At 41.4% G+C, this 17,238-nt stretch carries 19 protein-coding genes and 1 pseudogene; 8 read left to right on the forward strand and 12 right to left on the reverse strand.

The window, feature by feature from the left end; genetic code table 11:
- Positions 1 to 83: 83 nt before the first annotated feature.
- The 6 genes from H5125_RS18735 to rmuC form a co-directional block, all read right to left on the reverse strand.
- Positions 84 to 2,141, reverse strand: coding sequence for a DUF3488 and transglutaminase-like domain-containing protein (locus H5125_RS18735; protein WP_182745005.1), 2,058 nt, complete (start codon positions 2,139 to 2,141; stop codon positions 84 to 86).
- The gene (locus tag H5125_RS18740; RefSeq protein ID WP_182745006.1) at positions 2,138 to 3,256 is read right to left on the reverse strand and encodes a DUF58 domain-containing protein; all 1,119 of its coding nucleotides are present in this window, start codon (positions 3,254 to 3,256) and stop codon (positions 2,138 to 2,140) included. Before H5125_RS18740 ends, H5125_RS18735 begins: the two co-directional genes overlap by 4 nt.
- A 12-nt stretch (positions 3,257 to 3,268) precedes the next feature.
- Positions 3,269 to 4,180 carry a MoxR family ATPase gene (locus H5125_RS18745; protein WP_101087966.1) on the reverse strand — a complete coding sequence of 304 codons (912 nt, stop codon included), beginning with the start codon at positions 4,178 to 4,180 and terminating at the stop codon, positions 3,269 to 3,271.
- Between the two features lie 117 nt (positions 4,181 to 4,297).
- Complete coding sequence (locus tag H5125_RS18750) at positions 4,298 to 4,462, reverse strand: hypothetical protein (protein ID WP_182745007.1); 165 nt, start codon at positions 4,460 to 4,462, stop codon at positions 4,298 to 4,300.
- Between the two features lie 105 nt (positions 4,463 to 4,567).
- Positions 4,568 to 6,496 carry a transglycosylase SLT domain-containing protein gene (locus H5125_RS18755; protein WP_182745008.1) on the reverse strand — a complete coding sequence of 643 codons (1,929 nt, stop codon included), beginning with the start codon at positions 6,494 to 6,496 and terminating at the stop codon, positions 4,568 to 4,570.
- Positions 6,497 to 6,651: 155 nt separating this feature from the next.
- On the reverse strand, positions 6,652 to 8,148 hold the full coding sequence (rmuC, locus tag H5125_RS18760) for a DNA recombination protein RmuC (RefSeq protein WP_101087970.1): 1,497 nt from the start codon (positions 8,146 to 8,148) through the stop codon (positions 6,652 to 6,654).
- 309 nt (positions 8,149 to 8,457) lie between these two features.
- Here rmuC and msrP point away from each other — a divergent pair, with 309 nt between their 5' ends.
- The gene (gene msrP, locus H5125_RS18765; RefSeq protein ID WP_101087972.1) at positions 8,458 to 9,495 is read left to right on the forward strand and encodes a protein-methionine-sulfoxide reductase catalytic subunit MsrP; all 1,038 of its coding nucleotides are present in this window, start codon (positions 8,458 to 8,460) and stop codon (positions 9,493 to 9,495) included.
- Entirely contained in the window at positions 9,495 to 10,100 is a 606-nt protein-coding gene (msrQ, locus tag H5125_RS18770; protein WP_182745009.1) for a protein-methionine-sulfoxide reductase heme-binding subunit MsrQ, read from the forward strand. The genes msrP and msrQ overlap by 1 nt, the downstream gene beginning before the upstream one ends.
- A gap of 12 nt (positions 10,101 to 10,112) precedes the next feature.
- Here the strand turns inward: msrQ and H5125_RS18775 are convergent, their stop codons facing one another.
- Together H5125_RS18775 and H5125_RS18780 are read right to left on the reverse strand one after the other, a co-directional pair.
- The gene (locus H5125_RS18775) at positions 10,113 to 10,442 is read right to left on the reverse strand and encodes a hypothetical protein (RefSeq protein WP_182745010.1); all 330 of its coding nucleotides are present in this window, start codon (positions 10,440 to 10,442) and stop codon (positions 10,113 to 10,115) included.
- Positions 10,443 to 10,683: 241 nt separating this feature from the next.
- Positions 10,684 to 10,857 (reverse strand): DUF6435 family protein, encoded by a 174-nt coding sequence (locus H5125_RS18780; protein WP_157822828.1) that lies wholly within the window; start codon positions 10,855 to 10,857, stop codon positions 10,684 to 10,686.
- 410 nt (positions 10,858 to 11,267) lie between these two features.
- On the opposite strand from H5125_RS18780, the gene H5125_RS18785 reads away from it, so the two are divergent.
- The 5 genes from H5125_RS18785 (at position 11,268) to H5125_RS18805 (ending at position 14,387) form a co-directional block, all read left to right on the forward strand.
- Positions 11,268 to 11,651: a BlaI/MecI/CopY family transcriptional regulator gene (locus H5125_RS18785; protein WP_101087978.1), complete on the forward strand. Its 384-nt coding sequence runs from the start codon at positions 11,268 to 11,270 to the stop codon at positions 11,649 to 11,651.
- Position 11,652: 1 nt separating this feature from the next.
- Entirely contained in the window at positions 11,653 to 12,633 is a 981-nt protein-coding gene (locus H5125_RS18790; protein ID WP_162022762.1) for a M56 family metallopeptidase, read from the forward strand.
- A 157-nt stretch (positions 12,634 to 12,790) separates the two neighbouring features.
- Positions 12,791 to 13,489 carry a HupE/UreJ family protein gene (locus H5125_RS18795; RefSeq protein ID WP_162022763.1) on the forward strand — a complete coding sequence of 233 codons (699 nt, stop codon included), beginning with the start codon at positions 12,791 to 12,793 and terminating at the stop codon, positions 13,487 to 13,489.
- A gap of 13 nt (positions 13,490 to 13,502) precedes the next feature.
- A complete protein-coding gene (locus H5125_RS18800; RefSeq protein WP_011637972.1) occupies positions 13,503 to 14,024 on the forward strand; it encodes a hypothetical protein in 522 nt (173 codons plus the stop codon).
- Positions 14,025 to 14,051: 27 nt separating this feature from the next.
- Positions 14,052 to 14,387 carry a DUF6488 family protein gene (locus H5125_RS18805; protein ID WP_101087984.1) on the forward strand — a complete coding sequence of 112 codons (336 nt, stop codon included), beginning with the start codon at positions 14,052 to 14,054 and terminating at the stop codon, positions 14,385 to 14,387.
- Between the two features lie 177 nt (positions 14,388 to 14,564).
- Here the strand turns inward: H5125_RS18805 and H5125_RS18810 are convergent, their stop codons facing one another.
- On the reverse strand, positions 14,565 to 14,972 hold the full coding sequence (locus H5125_RS18810; protein WP_011637970.1) for a MarR family winged helix-turn-helix transcriptional regulator: 408 nt from the start codon (positions 14,970 to 14,972) through the stop codon (positions 14,565 to 14,567).
- Positions 14,973 to 14,980: 8 nt separating this feature from the next.
- The gene (locus H5125_RS18815) at positions 14,981 to 16,144 is read right to left on the reverse strand and encodes a cation diffusion facilitator family transporter (protein ID WP_182745011.1); all 1,164 of its coding nucleotides are present in this window, start codon (positions 16,142 to 16,144) and stop codon (positions 14,981 to 14,983) included.
- Positions 16,145 to 16,383: 239 nt separating this feature from the next.
- Here H5125_RS18815 and H5125_RS18820 point away from each other — a divergent pair, with 239 nt between their 5' ends.
- Positions 16,384 to 16,680 (forward strand): hypothetical protein, encoded by a 297-nt coding sequence (locus H5125_RS18820; RefSeq protein WP_157822829.1) that lies wholly within the window; start codon positions 16,384 to 16,386, stop codon positions 16,678 to 16,680.
- Between the two features lie 33 nt (positions 16,681 to 16,713).
- On the opposite strand, the pseudogene H5125_RS18825 reads toward H5125_RS18820, so the two are convergent.
- A pseudogene (locus H5125_RS18825) lies at positions 16,714 to 16,881 on the reverse strand (IS110 family transposase); the annotation flags it as partial.
- 201 nt (positions 16,882 to 17,082) lie between these two features.
- Entirely contained in the window at positions 17,083 to 17,217 is a 135-nt protein-coding gene (locus H5125_RS18835; RefSeq protein ID WP_259395490.1) for a winged helix-turn-helix domain-containing protein, read from the reverse strand.
- Positions 17,218 to 17,238 lie beyond the last annotated feature (21 nt).

Here is a 17,238-nt window from a genome sequence, read left to right on the forward strand (position 1 = left end):
ATTAATTCATTCTATGGACTCTGCCTTAAATCATCAATCAAAACCGTTAATAATCAGGATGATTGCTGATGTTGTGCACAAGTTCAATTGCGTAACAGCCGTAAGCGTAATCGGCGATATAACTGCCTAAAGCGTTGCTGCTGTTGCTGGATTTGTAATTCCGACAGTGGTTGATATTTAAGTGCTACATAGGCACTGCTTAGGGCAGTAAAGTCCGCTGCCACTTGAGGGGTAAGGGCGCTTAAATGTGCGTTAACCGCTGCGGCGTAATCAGACGCTGCTTGACCTTGTTGACGGGCGATGCCTTTTTTCGCTAAACGTTTGCAAATGAGTTGATAACGTTTATTAAGCGGATCTTGGTGGCGATCAACATTGAACAAACCGGCGTAATAGGCAATAACCAGTGCGATAATGATAAAGCTAACAATCATCAGTAAGGCTATTTTGGTGCTGCTAACATCACCCAATAACTTTGCTAATACTTGCTGTTTACGTTGTTCGTCAAAACCTAATACCCACACACTCCAGTAGTAATCGACACTGGCAAACTGCTGGCGTAATTCATTTAACCATGGGTATTGTTTCATGTGCAGCGTGCTAAAAGGGCTGTCTTGTAAGTAGCTGCTTTGGCTGTCAAAGGTGGCATCAAAGCCATCTAACACCCGCTGCGGTGCAATCATTGCGGTAGGGTCAAAACGTTGCCAACCTTGGCCTTCAAACCACACTTCGGTCCACGCATGGGCCATGTATTGATAAACACTGTAATAGCCCGCTTTAGCATTATAATCTCCACCCTGATAACCCGTTACCATACGGGTTGGAATGCCGCTAGCACGTGCCATAAACACTAGCGCAGAGGCGTAATGAGCACAAAATCCAGCACGGTTTTCAAACAGAAAATCATCAATTTGCTGCTCGCCGACACGGGGCGGGCTCAAGGTGTAGTAATAGGCTTGTTCAGCAAAGTAATTCATCATCGCATTAATGCGCGCTTGTGGATCTGGATAATCTTTGGCGAACTGCAAACCGAGTTTTCGGGTTTTTGGATTGCTATTGGCTGGCAACGCAAGGTTTAGCTGTTGGGTATTTGAGTCGAGTTTGAGACCCATGATCGTCTCAGGATATGAGGTCACTCTATAGCTCATTCGCTGATCGACAGGCCTTAACGAATATAAGCGATAATCTGCTAATTCAACCACTTGATCATTGCTGCTAAACGCTTCATCTAAGCCATATAGCCATTTTTGATGACTGGGTTCGCTAATGACCACATAGTCGATTTTTTTACTGCTAGCATTAGCAACGTTATTAGGGGCTTGGCGCATGGGCTTGTTAAAGTATGCTTGTCGCTGAATTTGTTGAATACTGGGGTCTTGACGCCAGGTTTTGCCGTCATAATTTTCCATCACCAGAGTACGCCAATACAAATCCTGATTGGCAGGTCCTAGGGTGCTGCCATCTGGATTATCAAAACCCACTCTAAAGGCTAATTCTGCTGAGCGAGTGAGCTTACTAATGTCACCAAATGACATTTCATCAGACAAACCTGTCTTGGCCGTTTTCATATTAGGCACTAACCATAATGGCCCAAGGCGTGGGAACACCACAAACAGTAATATGGCTAACGGCAGGCTTTGTAATATTATTTTAAGGCTAAAACTGAGGTTAGCGACTTTGTTCGATTTGTCTTGGTAAACACTTATTAATACGCCGGTATTGAGCACCGCTACCGCCAATAAGTGCAGGGTATTAAGCATGCTTTGTTGATCAAGCAAGGTCAGGCCGATAAGGAAATAGCCGACTAACACAATGGCTTTAACATCTCTCAGTTCGCGCATTTCAATATATTTTAACGCGTAACCTAAAATTAATAAGTTCACCAACGCATTGAGCAAACCGATTTCACTCGACACTAAGGCGAGGGTGGTTGCGGCGCCAATGGCCAAAGTGGTTACCAATAGTTTAGGCGGAGCGGCTACTTTGCCGAGAAAAATCCCCACGCGCCAAACAAAACAAATGGCACAAATACCAATGCTCCATAAGGTCGCTTGTTGATGCAAAGGGCTGAGGATGGCTACATTGGTGATTAACAACCAAAACAAGGTATTACGGCTAATGATGGCATCAAAGTTATCGGTCATGATGGTTCACCCACGGGTGAGGTTGCCACATTACCTGGATTAAAATTGGGATTCATATGTGTGGGTGCATGATAAGTTGCAATGGCGGTATGACAAGCCACTCGATGGGCTTCGCCTGTTTGCTGATTGATAATATGCTCATCCAGAATTAAGCCAAATATTTGCTGAGTTTGGCTTAACTTATCGACTTGCCATGCTAATTTACTGAGCTTGTGTTCAATGTCATTGCCCGATGTGTTGGCCAAGGTTAACCAAACGGGTAATCCTTCTGGCTCAGCAAATTCTTTGGATAACATGCCTTTGCCCTGAGCCCATTTTTTCCACGCCACTTGTTTAAGTGATTCACCGGGAATATAGCTGCGTAAGCCTTTGTAGTCGTCAACACCTAGGCGCAATTTACCGTGTTCATTGTGGTTATCATTATCGCTAATATGGCTTGCCAATTCGATATCACACATTTCTGGTTTAGCGAAAATAACATGATGAATGTCTAAGTCGACATAGGACCATGCGCGGCATAATCCTAACGGAAAGTAGGATGAGACTTTGATTCGCCCAGGGTTTAATTTGCCACGTTTAGGCTGTTCAAACGGAACAATCGCAATGGTTTGCTCGTGCATTTGTTTAACCCGAACATGGCGCTGGTAACTAAATTGCAAGCAAATTTGCTGGTGGGTGGTATCGGGATTATTTTGGCGTGTATGGCCGGTTAACATGATGGGAAATGGCATGCTGTCTTCGGCATAACCTTGCGGTGGCGTGACGGCATTAAATGTTAACCCGGCAAGGTTTTTATAGCTGTAAATTATGCAAGTATGGAACACACTGGCGAGCAATAAGCTTAAGCCAATCACCAAGTTATTTTGATAATTGGTGCCAAACAAATACAGTAAAACGATCAACCCAATCCACACTAATCCAAAACCACTGGGGAGAATAAAAATACCTTTGTGGCTGAGGGTAATTTGCTTTTGCGGTGGCAGGCGTTTACTTATCCACCTTGACCAGCGTTGGGTTAACGATGCTGGAATTAACCGACGTAACCGAGACGGCTTAATAGCGCCATTGGCATAGATTGCTGAAGAGTGCTTGTTTGCTGTCGTCGATTTAGCCATGTGCCTGCGCCGTTAACGTATTGGGTTGACGCTGGCGAGAATAGTGTCAGACAACGCTTGGCCTTGAAATTGACTACTGCTGCGAATGCGGTGTTCGGCAACCGAGGCAAATACCGCTTGAATATCTTCGGGTACCACGTACTGGCGTTGATTGATAAAAGCCCATGCTTTAGCTGCTTGTAGCAAAGCAATACTGGCTCGTGGCGATAACCCGTTAGCGACATTGTGTTGCCGAGAAAAATCGACCAAGGCAATTAAATAATTCAGTACCGCATCCGATGCCGACACTTGCGCCACTTGTTGTTGCAGTAGCATTAGCTCTTGCGGCGTTAAGCATTGTGATAATGATGCTGGTTTATTGGCTTGAGTGCGCGATTTTAACATGGCTAACTCGGCTTCTGCGCTGGGATAACCGATAGAAATACGCATCATAAATCGATCGAGTTGTGATTCTGGTAACGGGAAGGTGCCGGCTTGATCAACGGGGTTTTGGGTGGCAATAACAAAAAACGGTGAACTCAGCGGATGGGTGATGCCATCAATGGTTATTTGTTGTTCTGCCATAGCTTCAAGCAAAGCACTTTGGGTCTTGGGGCTGGCACGGTTAATTTCATCGGCCAACAACATTTGATTAAATATTGGGCCTTTATGAAAGATAAATTGTTGTTGTTCTTTGCTGTAAATGGACACCCCAAGAATGTCCGCTGGTAGCATGTCGCTGGTAAATTGGATCCGCTGGTAACTCATGCCTAAACTGCTGGCAATACCTTGAGACAAACTGGTTTTGCCCATGCCGGGTAGATCTTCAATCAGTAAATGACCTTTGGCGAGGATACAAGCGACGGCAAGTTTTATCTGCTCAGGTTTACCGAGCAATACTTGGCTTAGTTGGTTAAGTAATGTTTGAATAGTTGATTGCGACACGAAAACTCCAACTGTTAGTAATAAACCGTTGTGGGTTTATTGTAAATGACGGTTTGTAGTGATGGTTTGTCGTTTTATTCTAAAGCCATTTCTCGCTATGATTTCTCGCTATGATTTCTAGTTATGTTTTAGCGCTTCGGTTTCTAACTTTGATATATTGCCACGATTGCGCATTGCCTGATCCATATGGCCTATTGCATTAACCCACAAGTGGACTTCAATAATCAGCCAGTCTGTACCATATTTAAAGCATACGTTATCTTGCTGACGGGTGTGAAACAAAATACACCGCCACAGCGTGGCGGCTATTGCGAATAAAAACGAATAACAACTGCTAACAAAAACTAACTGCTAGCAACTAAAAAGGTAACTAACAATTAATCGTGCTTAATAACGGTAGCTGAGTTCTTTTGAACTAAACATTCCTTCACTTAACGATTTTTGCTGTTGGAATATCATTCGATAACTCAACACCGCTTGAACATATTCGCGAGTTTCAGTGTAAGGAATCGTTTCAATAAAACTCATCACATCTAAGCTGCCATTAGACTGTCTTAACCAACGTCTCACGCTACCAGGACCAGCATTATACGCTGCTGTTGCCAACACGCGGTTTTGGTCAAACTGCTTCAGTAACTCACTGTAATAGGCGCTGCCTAACATAATGTTCACTTTAGGGTCGTACAGGTCTTTTACGTTATTAAAAGATATTTTGTTCTTTTTGGCAGTTTGTTTGGCGGTAGCAGGCATTAATTGCATTAAGCCTCTAGCCCCCACACCAGAGGTGGCATACAGATAAAACGCACTTTCTCGACGAGAAATAGCGCGGATTTCGTCAATGTCTACCGAGAACTTTTTACTGGCTTTGAGGAACTCATCGTTAGCTGCCTCAGGAAAACGCAGTACAAGTGAATTCCATAATTTTCCCTGAATACTGGATTCAACACTAAACGCATGCCAGCCATTGCTTAAGGCAAATAGACCATATTGGGCGGTCATTTCACTGTTGTGGCGGCGCATTAAATACAGCCATTCGTTGCGAGCATCGATTTGCTTATCTAAAGCCATTAATTCGACTACGCGCGCCAAACCAGGGTCTTGGTTTAATGTTGCTTGCAACGCTGGATTAGGGGCTAAATTGTCGTCGTTCATCGCCAGAGGTTTGCCTAACGCTTCAGCCGCATTAAAACCGTAAAAATTACGCTCACCACTTAAGGTTGACTGTAATTGGGTTGCGCGGTTTTTGTCATGGCGCGAGGTCATTTTAGCTTGCCAATATTGCCAGCGAGAATCGACCTTACCTTGATCGCTCAATAACGCTAAATACTTTTCTACTGTGCTGAAGTCTTGCTCACGAATAGCCCAACGTAGGCGCATTTCGTATAAATCGTCCGATTTCAGTAATGGCAGCATGGTATCAATATGCGCCACCAGTTTGGCGTCTTGCTTAATCAGCGCTCGGCGGACTAAATAGCGATTGAGCTGGCGCGCTTCAAGGTCGCTGAAGCGGTTGGCTTTTTGATATTTAACGTACAATTTAATCGCTTGATGTAAATCCTTTTGCGCTAGCTTACGTAAGCCGGCATCAACAATATCGCCCACTATGGGTTTAGAGCTGGAAAACTTGTTCATGTGACGTAAAATATTAGGATCGCGATAAACCGACAATAGTAGTTTGGCTTCATTATCGTGTTGGGTGACTTTTTGCGATAAATAACTCAGCAAACTGGATTGACTAGCATTAAAGCTGAGCAACATCCGCGCCCAAATGAGCTCTTGGGTGCGATAGCCCGCTTTAGTCCATTGGTTTATCACCGCATCGCATTCATTGGGACGTGAATAGCCATGAACCCATAAACGTTCTATGCCTTTGTAAGCCATGGTTTCGTTACCAGCATCAAGTTGAGCCTGGTAGTAATAACACTGTAAGCGCACATCGTTAGGAGTGTCTGGCGCTATCACTAGAAAGTCTTGCCAACGCTGTTTTTTACCGGCATTGAGCAGGTAGCGATAACGCGCATTGTTATAAAGTGGCGTGGTATCAAATTGGTTGATGGCATTGAGCGCTTTGTCGCCAGGAGATTGCACTATGCTGTCGATTTTTGCGTGGTAATCAAGGTAAACCGTTAATGGATAGTCGCCGAGTTGGTTGCGAAGGGCTTGATACTTGTCGAGCTGTTTTTTATCCAGAGCTTGGCGAGCATCAAGATAGCGTTGCTGTTGTGAAGTCAGCGCATTAGCTTGGCTAATAAAGGCCAATGATGTACTAAGTAATAATGCGCCTGTAATTAAAGTGTTCGCCCAAGTTTTACGCATTTAAATGACAATCTCCGCCTCTGTATTTCGTTTGCTATCAGTATGTGTTTGATAAATGATTGCTAATAAGTGTTGCTGTAAATAAATATGTTACGGCTTGAGTGACTATTAACCTTGTTGCTTAAATAAAGATTAATCATCACTCATTTTATCGATTAACTATTACTGGCGTGCTTTTCGACTGACTCATCAAGTGCACGGTTGAGCAATTGTTTATCTAACTGCTTACTGGTGTCTACGCCTAATTGCTGCATGTAATGCGCTTGTCTAATGACGTTACCTTTGCCCGAAGACAATTTTGCCATGGCACTTTGATAGCTTTTATCTGCGGTATCTAGGGCGCGCCCGAGTTTTTCCATGTCTTCCAAATAGCCGCATAATTTGTCGTAAATACGACTTGCTTGTTTGGCGATATTTTGGGCATTTTGATTTTGGTACTCATAACGCCATATATTATTGATAGTACGCAAAGCCACTAATAAGTTAGTCGGACTGACCAGCATAATATTTTGCTCTAAAGCGAAATTGACTAAGCTTGGGTCGTATTCTATGGCCAGTAAAAATGCCGGCTCAATGGGAATGAACATTAGCACATAGTCCAAGCTCTTAAGGCCATGCAACTTATGATAATCTTTTTGACTAAGGCCTTTAATATGCTGCCTAATTGATAATGCATGTTCTTTTATGGCTTGGTCGCGAATAACTTTGTCTTCGCTATTAAAGTAACGCTCATAGCTAACTAACGACATTTTGGCATCGATTACTACGTCTTTTTGCTCGGGTAAATGCACAATCACATCGGGCTTAAAACGCTTGCCGTTATCGTCTTTTAAATCTTGTTGGGTTTGGTACTCATGACCTTCGCGTAAACCACTTTCTTGTAGTACGCGCTCTAAAATGACTTCACCCCAATTACCTTGCTGCTTGTTGTCACCTTTAAGTGCTTTGGTGAGGTTAATGGCGTCTTGGCTCATTTTTAAGTTGAGATCGCGCAAATTATCTAATTGATGTTTCAATGCGCTACGTTCAGATTGCTCATGAGTATACGACTCTTGAATTTGACGTCTGAAACCTTCTAATTGTTGTTTCAGTGGCCCGAGAACACCGTCAATTTGCGAGACATTTTGTTGTTTAAAGCTTTCACTGCGTTCTTCAAAAATTCGATTAGCCAGGTTTTCAAATTGCAGTTTAAGGCGTTCTTCAGCAGACTCGAGTAGCACGATTTTATCTTGTAATGACTTTTGCTCAGTTTCTGCTTTGACCAAAATCGTTTGTTGCACCGCGTTTGACTTGGCTAAGTTGAGCTGCGATTCCATTAAACGATGTTGGGTGTCGACCATTTGTTGCTCGACGAGGTTAACCCTGTCTGCTTTGGTTTCTGCGCTGGAAAGTTGGCCAATCAAATCTTCTATCTTGCTTTGCAGATGATTGCTGTGATCGATTTTATCATCGAGATTATCTTGTAATCTCGACATTTCTATTTGAACTTCGTTGAGCTGTTGAAGTGTTTGTTGTTCATGTTGAAGTTTAAGCTGCTCCCATCGTTTACGAGTTAATCGTTGATTGATTAGGGCGCCAATTAAAAAGGCAACAAACGCGACAGCAATCACAGCTGCAATTTGAGGAGGAGTTAACGACACTGCAAAAGGCATAACAAAAACCGATAGAAAATAATGGTTAAGGGTCGCACGGCTAATAAGCAGCTGCAAGGGGTAAACTAAGGATTTAATGAAATATTGTTGTTAATGATTAAATTTAAATCTACTCGCAATATTGGTGCGTACAGACAACTATGATGACATGCTCAGTGTGCTATTTTGCGAATAGATAAAGGTTAGCGGTTTTTTAGTTGTTTTTAACCATCAGCTGAAATAAAAATAGCTTTTTACCTGTCTATTGAGAGACGTAAGGCAGATTATAGTGACACTTGGCTGTCGACAAATATTTTAACGAGGTGATTTATGACCGGTAAAAAACGTTTTACTCAAGGCATACAAAAACGTGCTTCTTGGCATATTCCTGATAACCAAGTTACGCCTGAGTCGGTATTTAATGATCGTCGTAACATTATTAAAGCCTTAGGGTTAGGTGCCTTAGGAGCGAGTTTACCTGGTCAGGTTCAAGCCGGTATTTTTGATTTATTTGGCGAGCAAAAAGCACAAAATCCTTTTGTCACTCAAGGATTGCAATACGCCACACCTGCCAAATTTGTGTTACCTAATCCTAAAACCCCTGAAGACAAGGTGACTCGTCACAATAATTTCTATGAGTTTGGTACCAACAAATCGGACCCAGTTGATAATGCCCAAGGGTTTAAGGTTGATCCATGGACGCTAACCATCGATGGTTTAGTCGATAAACCGATTACCCTAGATTTACATGAGCTGACAACCCGTTTTGCCCTAGAAGAACGCACTTATCGCTTACGCTGTGTTGAAGCTTGGTCGATGGTGGTTCCATGGGTCGGTTTTTCGTTAGCTAGCTTACTTAAACAAGCCGGCGTGCAAAGTAATGCGACTCACATTGCTTTTGAAACCCTGTTTGACCCGGACCAAATGCCTGGACAAAAGAGTCGCTTAATGGGGGGTGGGATCCATTACCCGTATGTTGAGGGCTTAACGGTTGCCGAGGCAATGAATGATTTATCGTTTTTAGCCGTAGGCTTATATGGTAAAACCTTGCCGCCACAAAATGGTGCCCCAATCCGCTTAGTCGTGCCTTGGAAATATGGCTTTAAAAGTATTAAGTCTATTGTGCGTATTCGGGTGATGGATAAACAGCCTCCGACAAGCTGGAACCAATTGGCCTCGAGTGAGTATGGTTTTTACGCCAATGTAAACCCAGAAGTTGACCATCCTCGCTGGTCGCAAGCATCTGAGCGCAGTATTGGTGAAGGCGGCTTATTTTCTGCTAAACGTATTCCTACGCAAATGTTCAATGGTTATGGCGATTCAGTGGCCGATTTATACAAAAATATCGATTTGAGGAAGTTTTACTAATGCGGATAAGCCCTCGAGGTCTGTTTTGGTTAAAGGTGTTGTTGCATATTAGCTTTTTATTGCCAGCCTTTTATCTCGTGGCGCTAGTGTTAACAGACAATGCGGGCGGCGATCCGGTGCAGTATATTATTCACTATACCGGCATGGGCGCGATCAATAGCCTGTTAGTGACGTTGCTTATTTCGCCCATCGCCAAGCGTTTTAAAATAGCAGCGCTGATACAAACTCGTCGTTTGGTGGGCTTGTATGTGTGCGCCTATGCGCTGCTGCACATCAGTGCATTTATTAGCTTAGATTTGTTGTTTGCGTGGGGATTATTGTTTGAAGAGGTCATAAAGCGGCCTTATATTTTAGTTGGCGCGGCGACCTTGATTATCATTTTATTACTGGCGATAACTTCTCTGAACCGGATTAAACGCAGTATGGGTAAGCGCTGGCAATCATTGCACAATTGGATTTATCTGGCTGCAATATTGGCACCTATCCACTTTTATTGGTCGGTAAAGTCTGAAATTATTGAACCTAGCATTTATATTGCGCTATTTGCGGTGCTATTGTTTTACCGCAAAGACAGTATTTATAAATGGTTGAAGCCGAAAAAATAACCCAAGCTATGGCTAACGCCTCAATCTTTGATTGAGGCCGTTGGTTGAAAATGCCGCAAACACGGTAAATATCATCACTGATATCATGATAATGGCCAATCTTAACCAAGGCTGTTCGAGTGCAATGCGCATATCGATGAAATTGAACGTGGTTACCGCCCACACAAATATCACGCTGATCAGTAACCCCAGTTTGAGTAATGTACGCACAAATGAATGTCTAATGAACATCAGCAATGGCAAACAAATGGCGATAATAGCCATTATATGCTGATCGAATCGTAAGAAATGTGCGCCCAATAATAGGTAAGCCAAGCTAATAATGGTTACTCGCCACCACATACTAATTCTCCTCAATAACGTGCGATAACAAATGTCATCAGTAACGTAGTCAATAACATCATTGCCAGTATTACTAGCGTATTAATTGACCTTGACTGACGCAGCATAACGTTAAATGGGGGCCGAATCTTGAGTGTGGTTCACATATTACTTAATTACATCTGCTTAGAATATTAACGACTATCAAACCGATCTTTGTCCCGCTAACGGCATTGCGCCTTGTTAGCAAAACAAATGACCTTTATTTTGCAGCTTCTAAAGCGGCAATTTTAGCCCAAACCTGTTCTGATTCAGCCGTGAGTAATGAATAGGTTTTAATATCGCCTTTACGCTGGGCTTGCATGGCTTGTTCGAGTATTAAATCATAGCTTTTACGTAATTTTTTGACTGGGTCTGGCTTTAAAAATGAAAACATTGTGTAACCCTTAGTGATGATTATTTGCATATGGTACGAGTGCTGTGGGATTTCAGCCCAATATCATTCACGCTCTTTTCCACTATGTTCCTCGTTATGCACATCGTATTACTGAGGATACAGCGAGTTATTGCTCAAAGGATATTGTGGTTGCCCTTATGGATATTGATTCATTTTCACTATAAAAACAAATCATTACCGTGTTGGTAATGAACGGCATCGAAAGATTAGTGCTGCTAAATTATCGTTAGAGTTACTAACTCTGAGGTTAAAATAAAAATCGTTTCAGTGATAAATTATTATTAATTATCAATGTGATAGATTCTCTATCACTCACACTTTCAAAAACCTATTGCCGATAGGTTTTTAGTTTGACATACTATTGCGTACCTTGTTAAGAGAACTTTGTAATGCAATTAGGTGATCTAGAAAAGTTAGTACTTCAATTCCTTTGGTCTGAAAAAGAAGCCGATGCGAAGCGTGTTCATATTGCCGTTGGGATGAGTCGTGGTAACTCGTTAAACACGATTCAAACTACATTAGATCGATTATTTAAGAAGAGTCTGTTAAGCCGAACTAAGCAGGGGCATGCACATTTGTATACCGCTATAGTCGATCGTGAATCGCTCATCGCCACGTTAATTACAGATGTTACAGCCGATTTTATCGAAGATGGCGAGCATAGTCTTATTGCTGCTTTTGCTTCCTCGTCAGCCAATCTCGATGATGCTCAATTTGAAGCGTTGGAAAAACTTATCGAACAGCAACGCCAGTTACGTAGCAGGAAAATATAAGATGCTAGAGGGTAACGAGGCTATTTTGTTGAATTTAATGAGTGTTGCAATAACGGCTTTCGTTATCGTGACGATATTAATATCTGCCATTATCCCGTTGATTAAAAATAACCTCAATTCATTTGGTTTTATTGCTCGAAAGCGAACGTTATGGCTATTAGCAACCGCGCCTTGGTGGATAGCTTTATGTTGCGTTGTCATATTTTTTCCACGTCAAGATACTAATAATGTAATCGCTTTGATGGAAAAAATTGCTCATTGGCACCATATTGATGTGTTCAAGTTTACAAGCTGGCATGGCTTAACGTTGGTTGTTGCAGCCCTCATATTGGCTGTGATGGTTAACCTTGCGTTTGTTCAAATTCGTCGACACTCAATCGCGATGCACAACCTTTTTAAATTTTCAGATGTGCAACCTATAAGTTGTGATAATAATCAGACTATTTTTTCTATTGCATCAAGCATTCCAGCAGCTTTTACAATTGGCTTGCTCAAGCCTAGGGTTTATCTTACCACTGGATTACTTCAACAACTTGAACCATTGGCTCTGGATATCATTATCCAACATGAATTAGCACATGTACGTGCAAGAGATCCTCTATTTAAAAGTATTTACTCTTTTTTCTGTCTGCTTTATCCAAAGCCAATTCGGCGCATTTTACAACAGCATTTTACTTTGCTCACAGAACAACAAGCAGACTCCGCCGTAACGGGTTATCACGATAACCTTGATGTGGCACAAACATTAATTTCAGTCGCCAAGAAACAACGTCAGTTTCCTCATCGTTGTGAGGGGAGTGTGGTTAGTCATTTTAGTCATGATCAAATTACTTTGCGGGTACAAAAGCTTCTATCACCACAGAGCCAAATATCCGAACTTACTCTGGTATTTACGGGACTGTGTTTTCTAACTGCAATGCTGTTTACGGTATTAATGGTAGATGGTTTTCACCATCTAATTGAAACTTATTTCATCCATTAAATCAGACTATGAATCAATCAATTCGTTAGAACCGTAAAAGTAAAAAAACCGATGACCAACAGATTTATTTGTTTTGCTTACCACACTCCACTATATCGAATGTTACATACCCATAAGGAAGTTATTTTGACTGAAACAGACACTTTGGAGCCATCCAATGCTAAGTAAATTATCAAGCTATTGCTTGTTCGCAATCCTCATTGGTTGTGCTTTTATCAGTATCGAAGTATTTGCCCATGGGGTTGATGACAACACTCGAGCTTTTTTAGAACAAAATAGTGGCGTGCAGTTTGTACCTTTTCTCTACATTGGTGCTAAGCACATGATTACCGGCTATGACCACTTATTATTTCTGGTTGGTGTTATCTTTTTCTTATATAGAAGCCGGGATGTTTTCTTATATGTCACGATGTTCACTATTGGCCATAGCACTACCTTACTACTTGGTGTTTTAGGTGATATTCAAGTTAATGCCTACCTCGTTGATGCGATTATTGGTTTATCTGTCGTGTACAAAGGATTTGATAACTTAGGCGGCTTTAAGCGTTGCTTTCATTGGCAGCCTAATACCCAATGGGCAGTATTAATTTTCGGATTGTTTCATGGTTTAGGTTTAGCGACTAAGTTGCAGGAGTTCAATTTACCAAAAGAAGGCCTTTTTACCAATTTAGTGGCCTTTAATATTGGGGTAGAAATTGGTCAATTTGCTGCGCTAGTGGTTATTTTGATTGTCATTAATGTATGGCGAAAATGGCCTTCATTTCAGCGTTTTTCTACGCTTACAAACACACTACTAATGAGCGCGGGTGTCATGTTGATTGTGTATCAACTGACTGGCTACGTAATTAATAAATAAAAAAGAGATAAATATGCAACATACAGTCAGCAGCAGTACGTTAATTAAAGCCGCTCTATCGGCGATTGTCGTAGCAGGCATTGTTTTAGTTACGCTAATTTTACCCGCCGAATACAACATCGATCCGACTGGGATTGGACAAAAGATAGGTGTCACAGTATTAGCGCAAGCGGCAGAACCAGAAGTGCAACAAAGCGCTCCTGCCGAAGGCTCTAATGAGTTTCAAACGATAGAAGTGATGGTACCTGCAGGGCGTGGAATAGAATATAAATTCGACATGCAACAATTTGAAAAAATGACCTATGAATGGATAACAGATGGGACGGCTTTATTTGTTGACCTCCATGGTGAGCCAAAGGGAGATACCTCAGGATATTACGAAAGTTATGTCATCGCGACGTCGGCTGATATGAAAGGTAGTTTTACGGCACCTTTTGCTGGTTCCCACGGATGGTATTGGAAAAATAAGTCTAATCAACCGGTAGCAGTACAGTTATTGGTAAAAGGACAATACAAAGTCATCGGTTTAAAATAATCGATTTAAAATAATAAGGAGAAATTTATGAGAACATTACTTTTTACAATGGTGCTTTTGAGCTGTTTAATCAGCAGTTATTCGCTGGCACATTCAAGCCATGGCCATATGAATGATAATGCTGCCATCAGTGTTGTCATCAAGTCTGCAAAACAAATGACATTTAAGGACTTCGGCTATGCGGTTGGTCAGCTTCCGGTATCATGGAAAAATATTACCGTTGCTGATGTAACGGTCTTTAGCGTTACAGGAGGCGTTTATATTGTGAGTGCCACTAATACAGAAGATAAAAAGACGTTATATTTTCAAATTGCTGACGATGGTGAAGTCATGGCAGTATCTGAAAGTAACACTTTTAAATAATTGATAAATAGTTTTGGACACAAACTTAATGTGTCCAAAACTAACGTTGATTCAAAAACAAAACAAGCACTAGCTAAATTATTTTTCACGCCCGATATACTGATATAAAAACGATTTACTTGTTCTCTTATTAGCACTTCATTTGACGTTGTATCATCATATTCTACAATCTGAAGATTAGAATTCTCGGTTCATTTTTTCAAAACTCTTGGTCAGAACATCTATCGAATTTTGATCTAAATGACGAGTAATATCTTCTGTCAGTTGTATATGCATGCGATTGTGGTGCTTATGGAGCGCAATGCCTTCGCTTGTTAATCCAACTAATATTGAACGTCTATCATCTTCATGTGGAGAGCGAGTAATGAGTCCAAAATTTACCAGTTTCTCTACCTGAACCGTTAAGGTGCCAGTGGTAATTGCAAGCCTATCTGCTAGCTCTTTCATTCTCATGGAACCGTGAGAGCCTAACACCTCAATGGTGTGCACTTGTGCCAGTGAATAACCGGTATCTTTAACGACAGACTGCTCCCAAGAAGACAGTTTGTCGTAAAACTCTATGATTAAATTATTCAAAGAATGCATAAAGGGCCTCAGCAGTAATTCACTTCGATAGTTAAGTGGCTTAGCTTATCAAACTTATTCAATAAGTGTTTAAATGATTCAACGTTGGTATCTGTGGATGTGCAGATTGCGATAGAGGCAGAATAGTGGTCGGCACTAATTCTCCAAATATGAATATCGGTGACCTTGGTTTGTTCATCATTAATGGTGTTAACAATGTCTAATTGGTAATCTTCGTCGATATTTTCATCTAATAGAATAGGACTCGTTTGCTTCATTAAACCTAAAGCCCATTTAGTAATCACCACCGCACCAACGACTCCCATGATGGGATCTAACCAATACCATCCAAGGAATTTTCCTACCAAAAGTGCACAAATTGCTAACACCGATGTTAATGCGTCAGCGAGTACGTGGAAGTAAGCTGCCTTCAAATTGTGGTCGTTACCACTATGGTGCTCGTGGCTATGATGCTCGTGGTCATCATGTTCATGGCTATGAAGTTTGTGGTCATCATGTTCATGGCTATGAAGTTTGTGGTCATCATGCTCGTGGCTATGAAGTTTGTGGTCATCATGTTCGTGGCTATGATGCTCGATACTATGACGCTCGTGGTCATCATGTTCGTGGCTATGATGCTCGATACTATGACGCTCGTGGTCATCATGTTCATGGCTATGAAGTTTGTGGTCATCATGCTTATGACTATGATGTTTATGGTCACCGTGGTCATGGCCGTGATGTTCATGACCCAATATAAACATACTGGCTATGTTGACGACTAGACCTACGATAGCCACAAGAATTGATTGGTTAAATTGGATCTCAATAGGTGACCATAAACGGTGTAGAGATTCAACCAGCATAATAATAGCGACAATGGCTAATGCGATAGCACTTGTATATCCACCGAGAACGCCGACTTTGCCTACGCCAAAAGAGAATCGGTCACTATTAGCATGCTTTTTTGCATAGCTATAGGTGAATAGCGTAATACAAAAAGCGGCTGCGTGAGTCCCCATATGCCAACCATCAGCGAGCAGAGCCATAGAGCCATATATCGTCCCCGCTATCACTTCGATGGCCATAGTGATGACTGTGATAACAAGCACATACCAAGTACGTTTGACATTTTGCTCGTTAACGGAGGTGAAATTGTGTTGGTGGATATATTTTTCGGCAATTTTATTCATAAGAAAATAGTTTGATTATCAAGTAATTCTCGATGTTATATTGTTTGATAGTCAAAGTATATAGGTTGGTTATCAATTTTAAGCATTCAAAAAGCTGATTTGAGAGTCTTGTTTCGGATTATCTTTTTGATTAATAATAGCATTGCAGTTTTTTCAGGGGAGGGAGTAAGATTGCAAGAGATAAAGCTAGAAATGTTTTACTGTGAAACGTTAGCATTACGAGGATTTGTTGAAAAGTTATGGTTATAAACACAAGAATACTTTCTTTGGCATTTATATTGTCTATGATTTGCTCTTGCTCTACGACTCCACCAATTGTTGTTCATAACGAATACGGTGAGATGTCAGCTGACAACGAACTGTTTCGAAAAGAAGCGAGTGATTGTGCGTTAGAAGCTAGGCAAGGTGTTAGTAGTGCAACATTAAATGAAAACTCAGAAGAGCTTGAAGTCGCTTTTGCTAGTATTCAACTTTTATCTTTTTTTAGCGCAAACGCTTCATGTATAAAATCAAAAGGTTGGCGTATTAAAGAGTAATATTAATACGATACTATGGCGTCAATAGTTAATTTAAGATTTTGGCGCTTCCCATAAAACACCATCTCTTAGCATCGAATTTAAGCTAATAACCATCTTTCTGATGTAGGCAACAATAGCCACTTTGTTTGGTTTTTCTGCAACAACTAATCTTTGATAAGTCCCTTTGGAAACGAGGTTAGATTGTATCGCTGACATCATGTCATCGATTTGTTTATTTGTGTAACCCTGTTCGACCATCAGCTTGGCATATTCTAATTTTTGCAGAGGGCTGACAGTGACTTTCATTTTTCTAATCATGATAAATACCTTTAAGATTTTGCTTATTTTAAGCTATAAATCTCTACAGTTTCATTAGACCATTACATACATACATACAGACGGCTGTTAATCATAACTGCATCACACCTGCGACCGTGCAAACAAGTAGCCGACACCGCGCACAGTAATAACACGACGAGGCTGTTTAGGGTCGGTTTCAATCTCGGCGCGTAACCTAGATATATGCACGTCGATAGAACGGTCGAAGGCTTCCAAATCTGACCCTTGAAGTCCATT

The organism is Shewanella sp. SR44-4 (assembly GCF_014163715.1).
GTDB lineage: Bacteria > Pseudomonadota > Gammaproteobacteria > Enterobacterales > Shewanellaceae > Shewanella.

Coding starts and splice junctions, on each gene's coding strand:
- H5125_RS18735 (WP_182745005.1), bottom strand. CDS start 2,141: ATGACCGATAACTTTGATGCCATCATTAGCCGTAATACCTTGTTTTGG.
- H5125_RS18740 (WP_182745006.1), bottom strand. CDS start 3,256: ATGGCTAAATCGACGACAGCAAACAAGCACTCTTCAGCAATCTATGCC.
- H5125_RS18755 (WP_182745008.1), bottom strand. CDS start 6,496: ATGCGTAAAACTTGGGCGAACACTTTAATTACAGGCGCATTATTACTT.
- rmuC (WP_101087970.1), bottom strand. CDS start 8,148: ATGCCTTTTGCAGTGTCGTTAACTCCTCCTCAAATTGCAGCTGTGATT.
- msrP (WP_101087972.1), top strand. CDS start 8,458: ATGACCGGTAAAAAACGTTTTACTCAAGGCATACAAAAACGTGCTTCT.
- msrQ (WP_182745009.1), top strand. CDS start 9,495: ATGCGGATAAGCCCTCGAGGTCTGTTTTGGTTAAAGGTGTTGTTGCAT.
- H5125_RS18775 (WP_182745010.1), bottom strand. CDS start 10,442: ATGTGGTGGCGAGTAACCATTATTAGCTTGGCTTACCTATTATTGGGC.
- H5125_RS18780 (WP_157822828.1), bottom strand. CDS start 10,857: ATGTTTTCATTTTTAAAGCCAGACCCAGTCAAAAAATTACGTAAAAGC.
- H5125_RS18785 (WP_101087978.1), top strand. CDS start 11,268: ATGCAATTAGGTGATCTAGAAAAGTTAGTACTTCAATTCCTTTGGTCT.
- H5125_RS18790 (WP_162022762.1), top strand. CDS start 11,653: ATGCTAGAGGGTAACGAGGCTATTTTGTTGAATTTAATGAGTGTTGCA.
- H5125_RS18795 (WP_162022763.1), top strand. CDS start 12,791: ATGCTAAGTAAATTATCAAGCTATTGCTTGTTCGCAATCCTCATTGGT.
- H5125_RS18800 (WP_011637972.1), top strand. CDS start 13,503: ATGCAACATACAGTCAGCAGCAGTACGTTAATTAAAGCCGCTCTATCG.
- H5125_RS18805 (WP_101087984.1), top strand. CDS start 14,052: ATGAGAACATTACTTTTTACAATGGTGCTTTTGAGCTGTTTAATCAGC.
- H5125_RS18810 (WP_011637970.1), bottom strand. CDS start 14,972: ATGCATTCTTTGAATAATTTAATCATAGAGTTTTACGACAAACTGTCT.
- H5125_RS18815 (WP_182745011.1), bottom strand. CDS start 16,144: ATGAATAAAATTGCCGAAAAATATATCCACCAACACAATTTCACCTCC.
- H5125_RS18820 (WP_157822829.1), top strand. CDS start 16,384: ATGGTTATAAACACAAGAATACTTTCTTTGGCATTTATATTGTCTATG.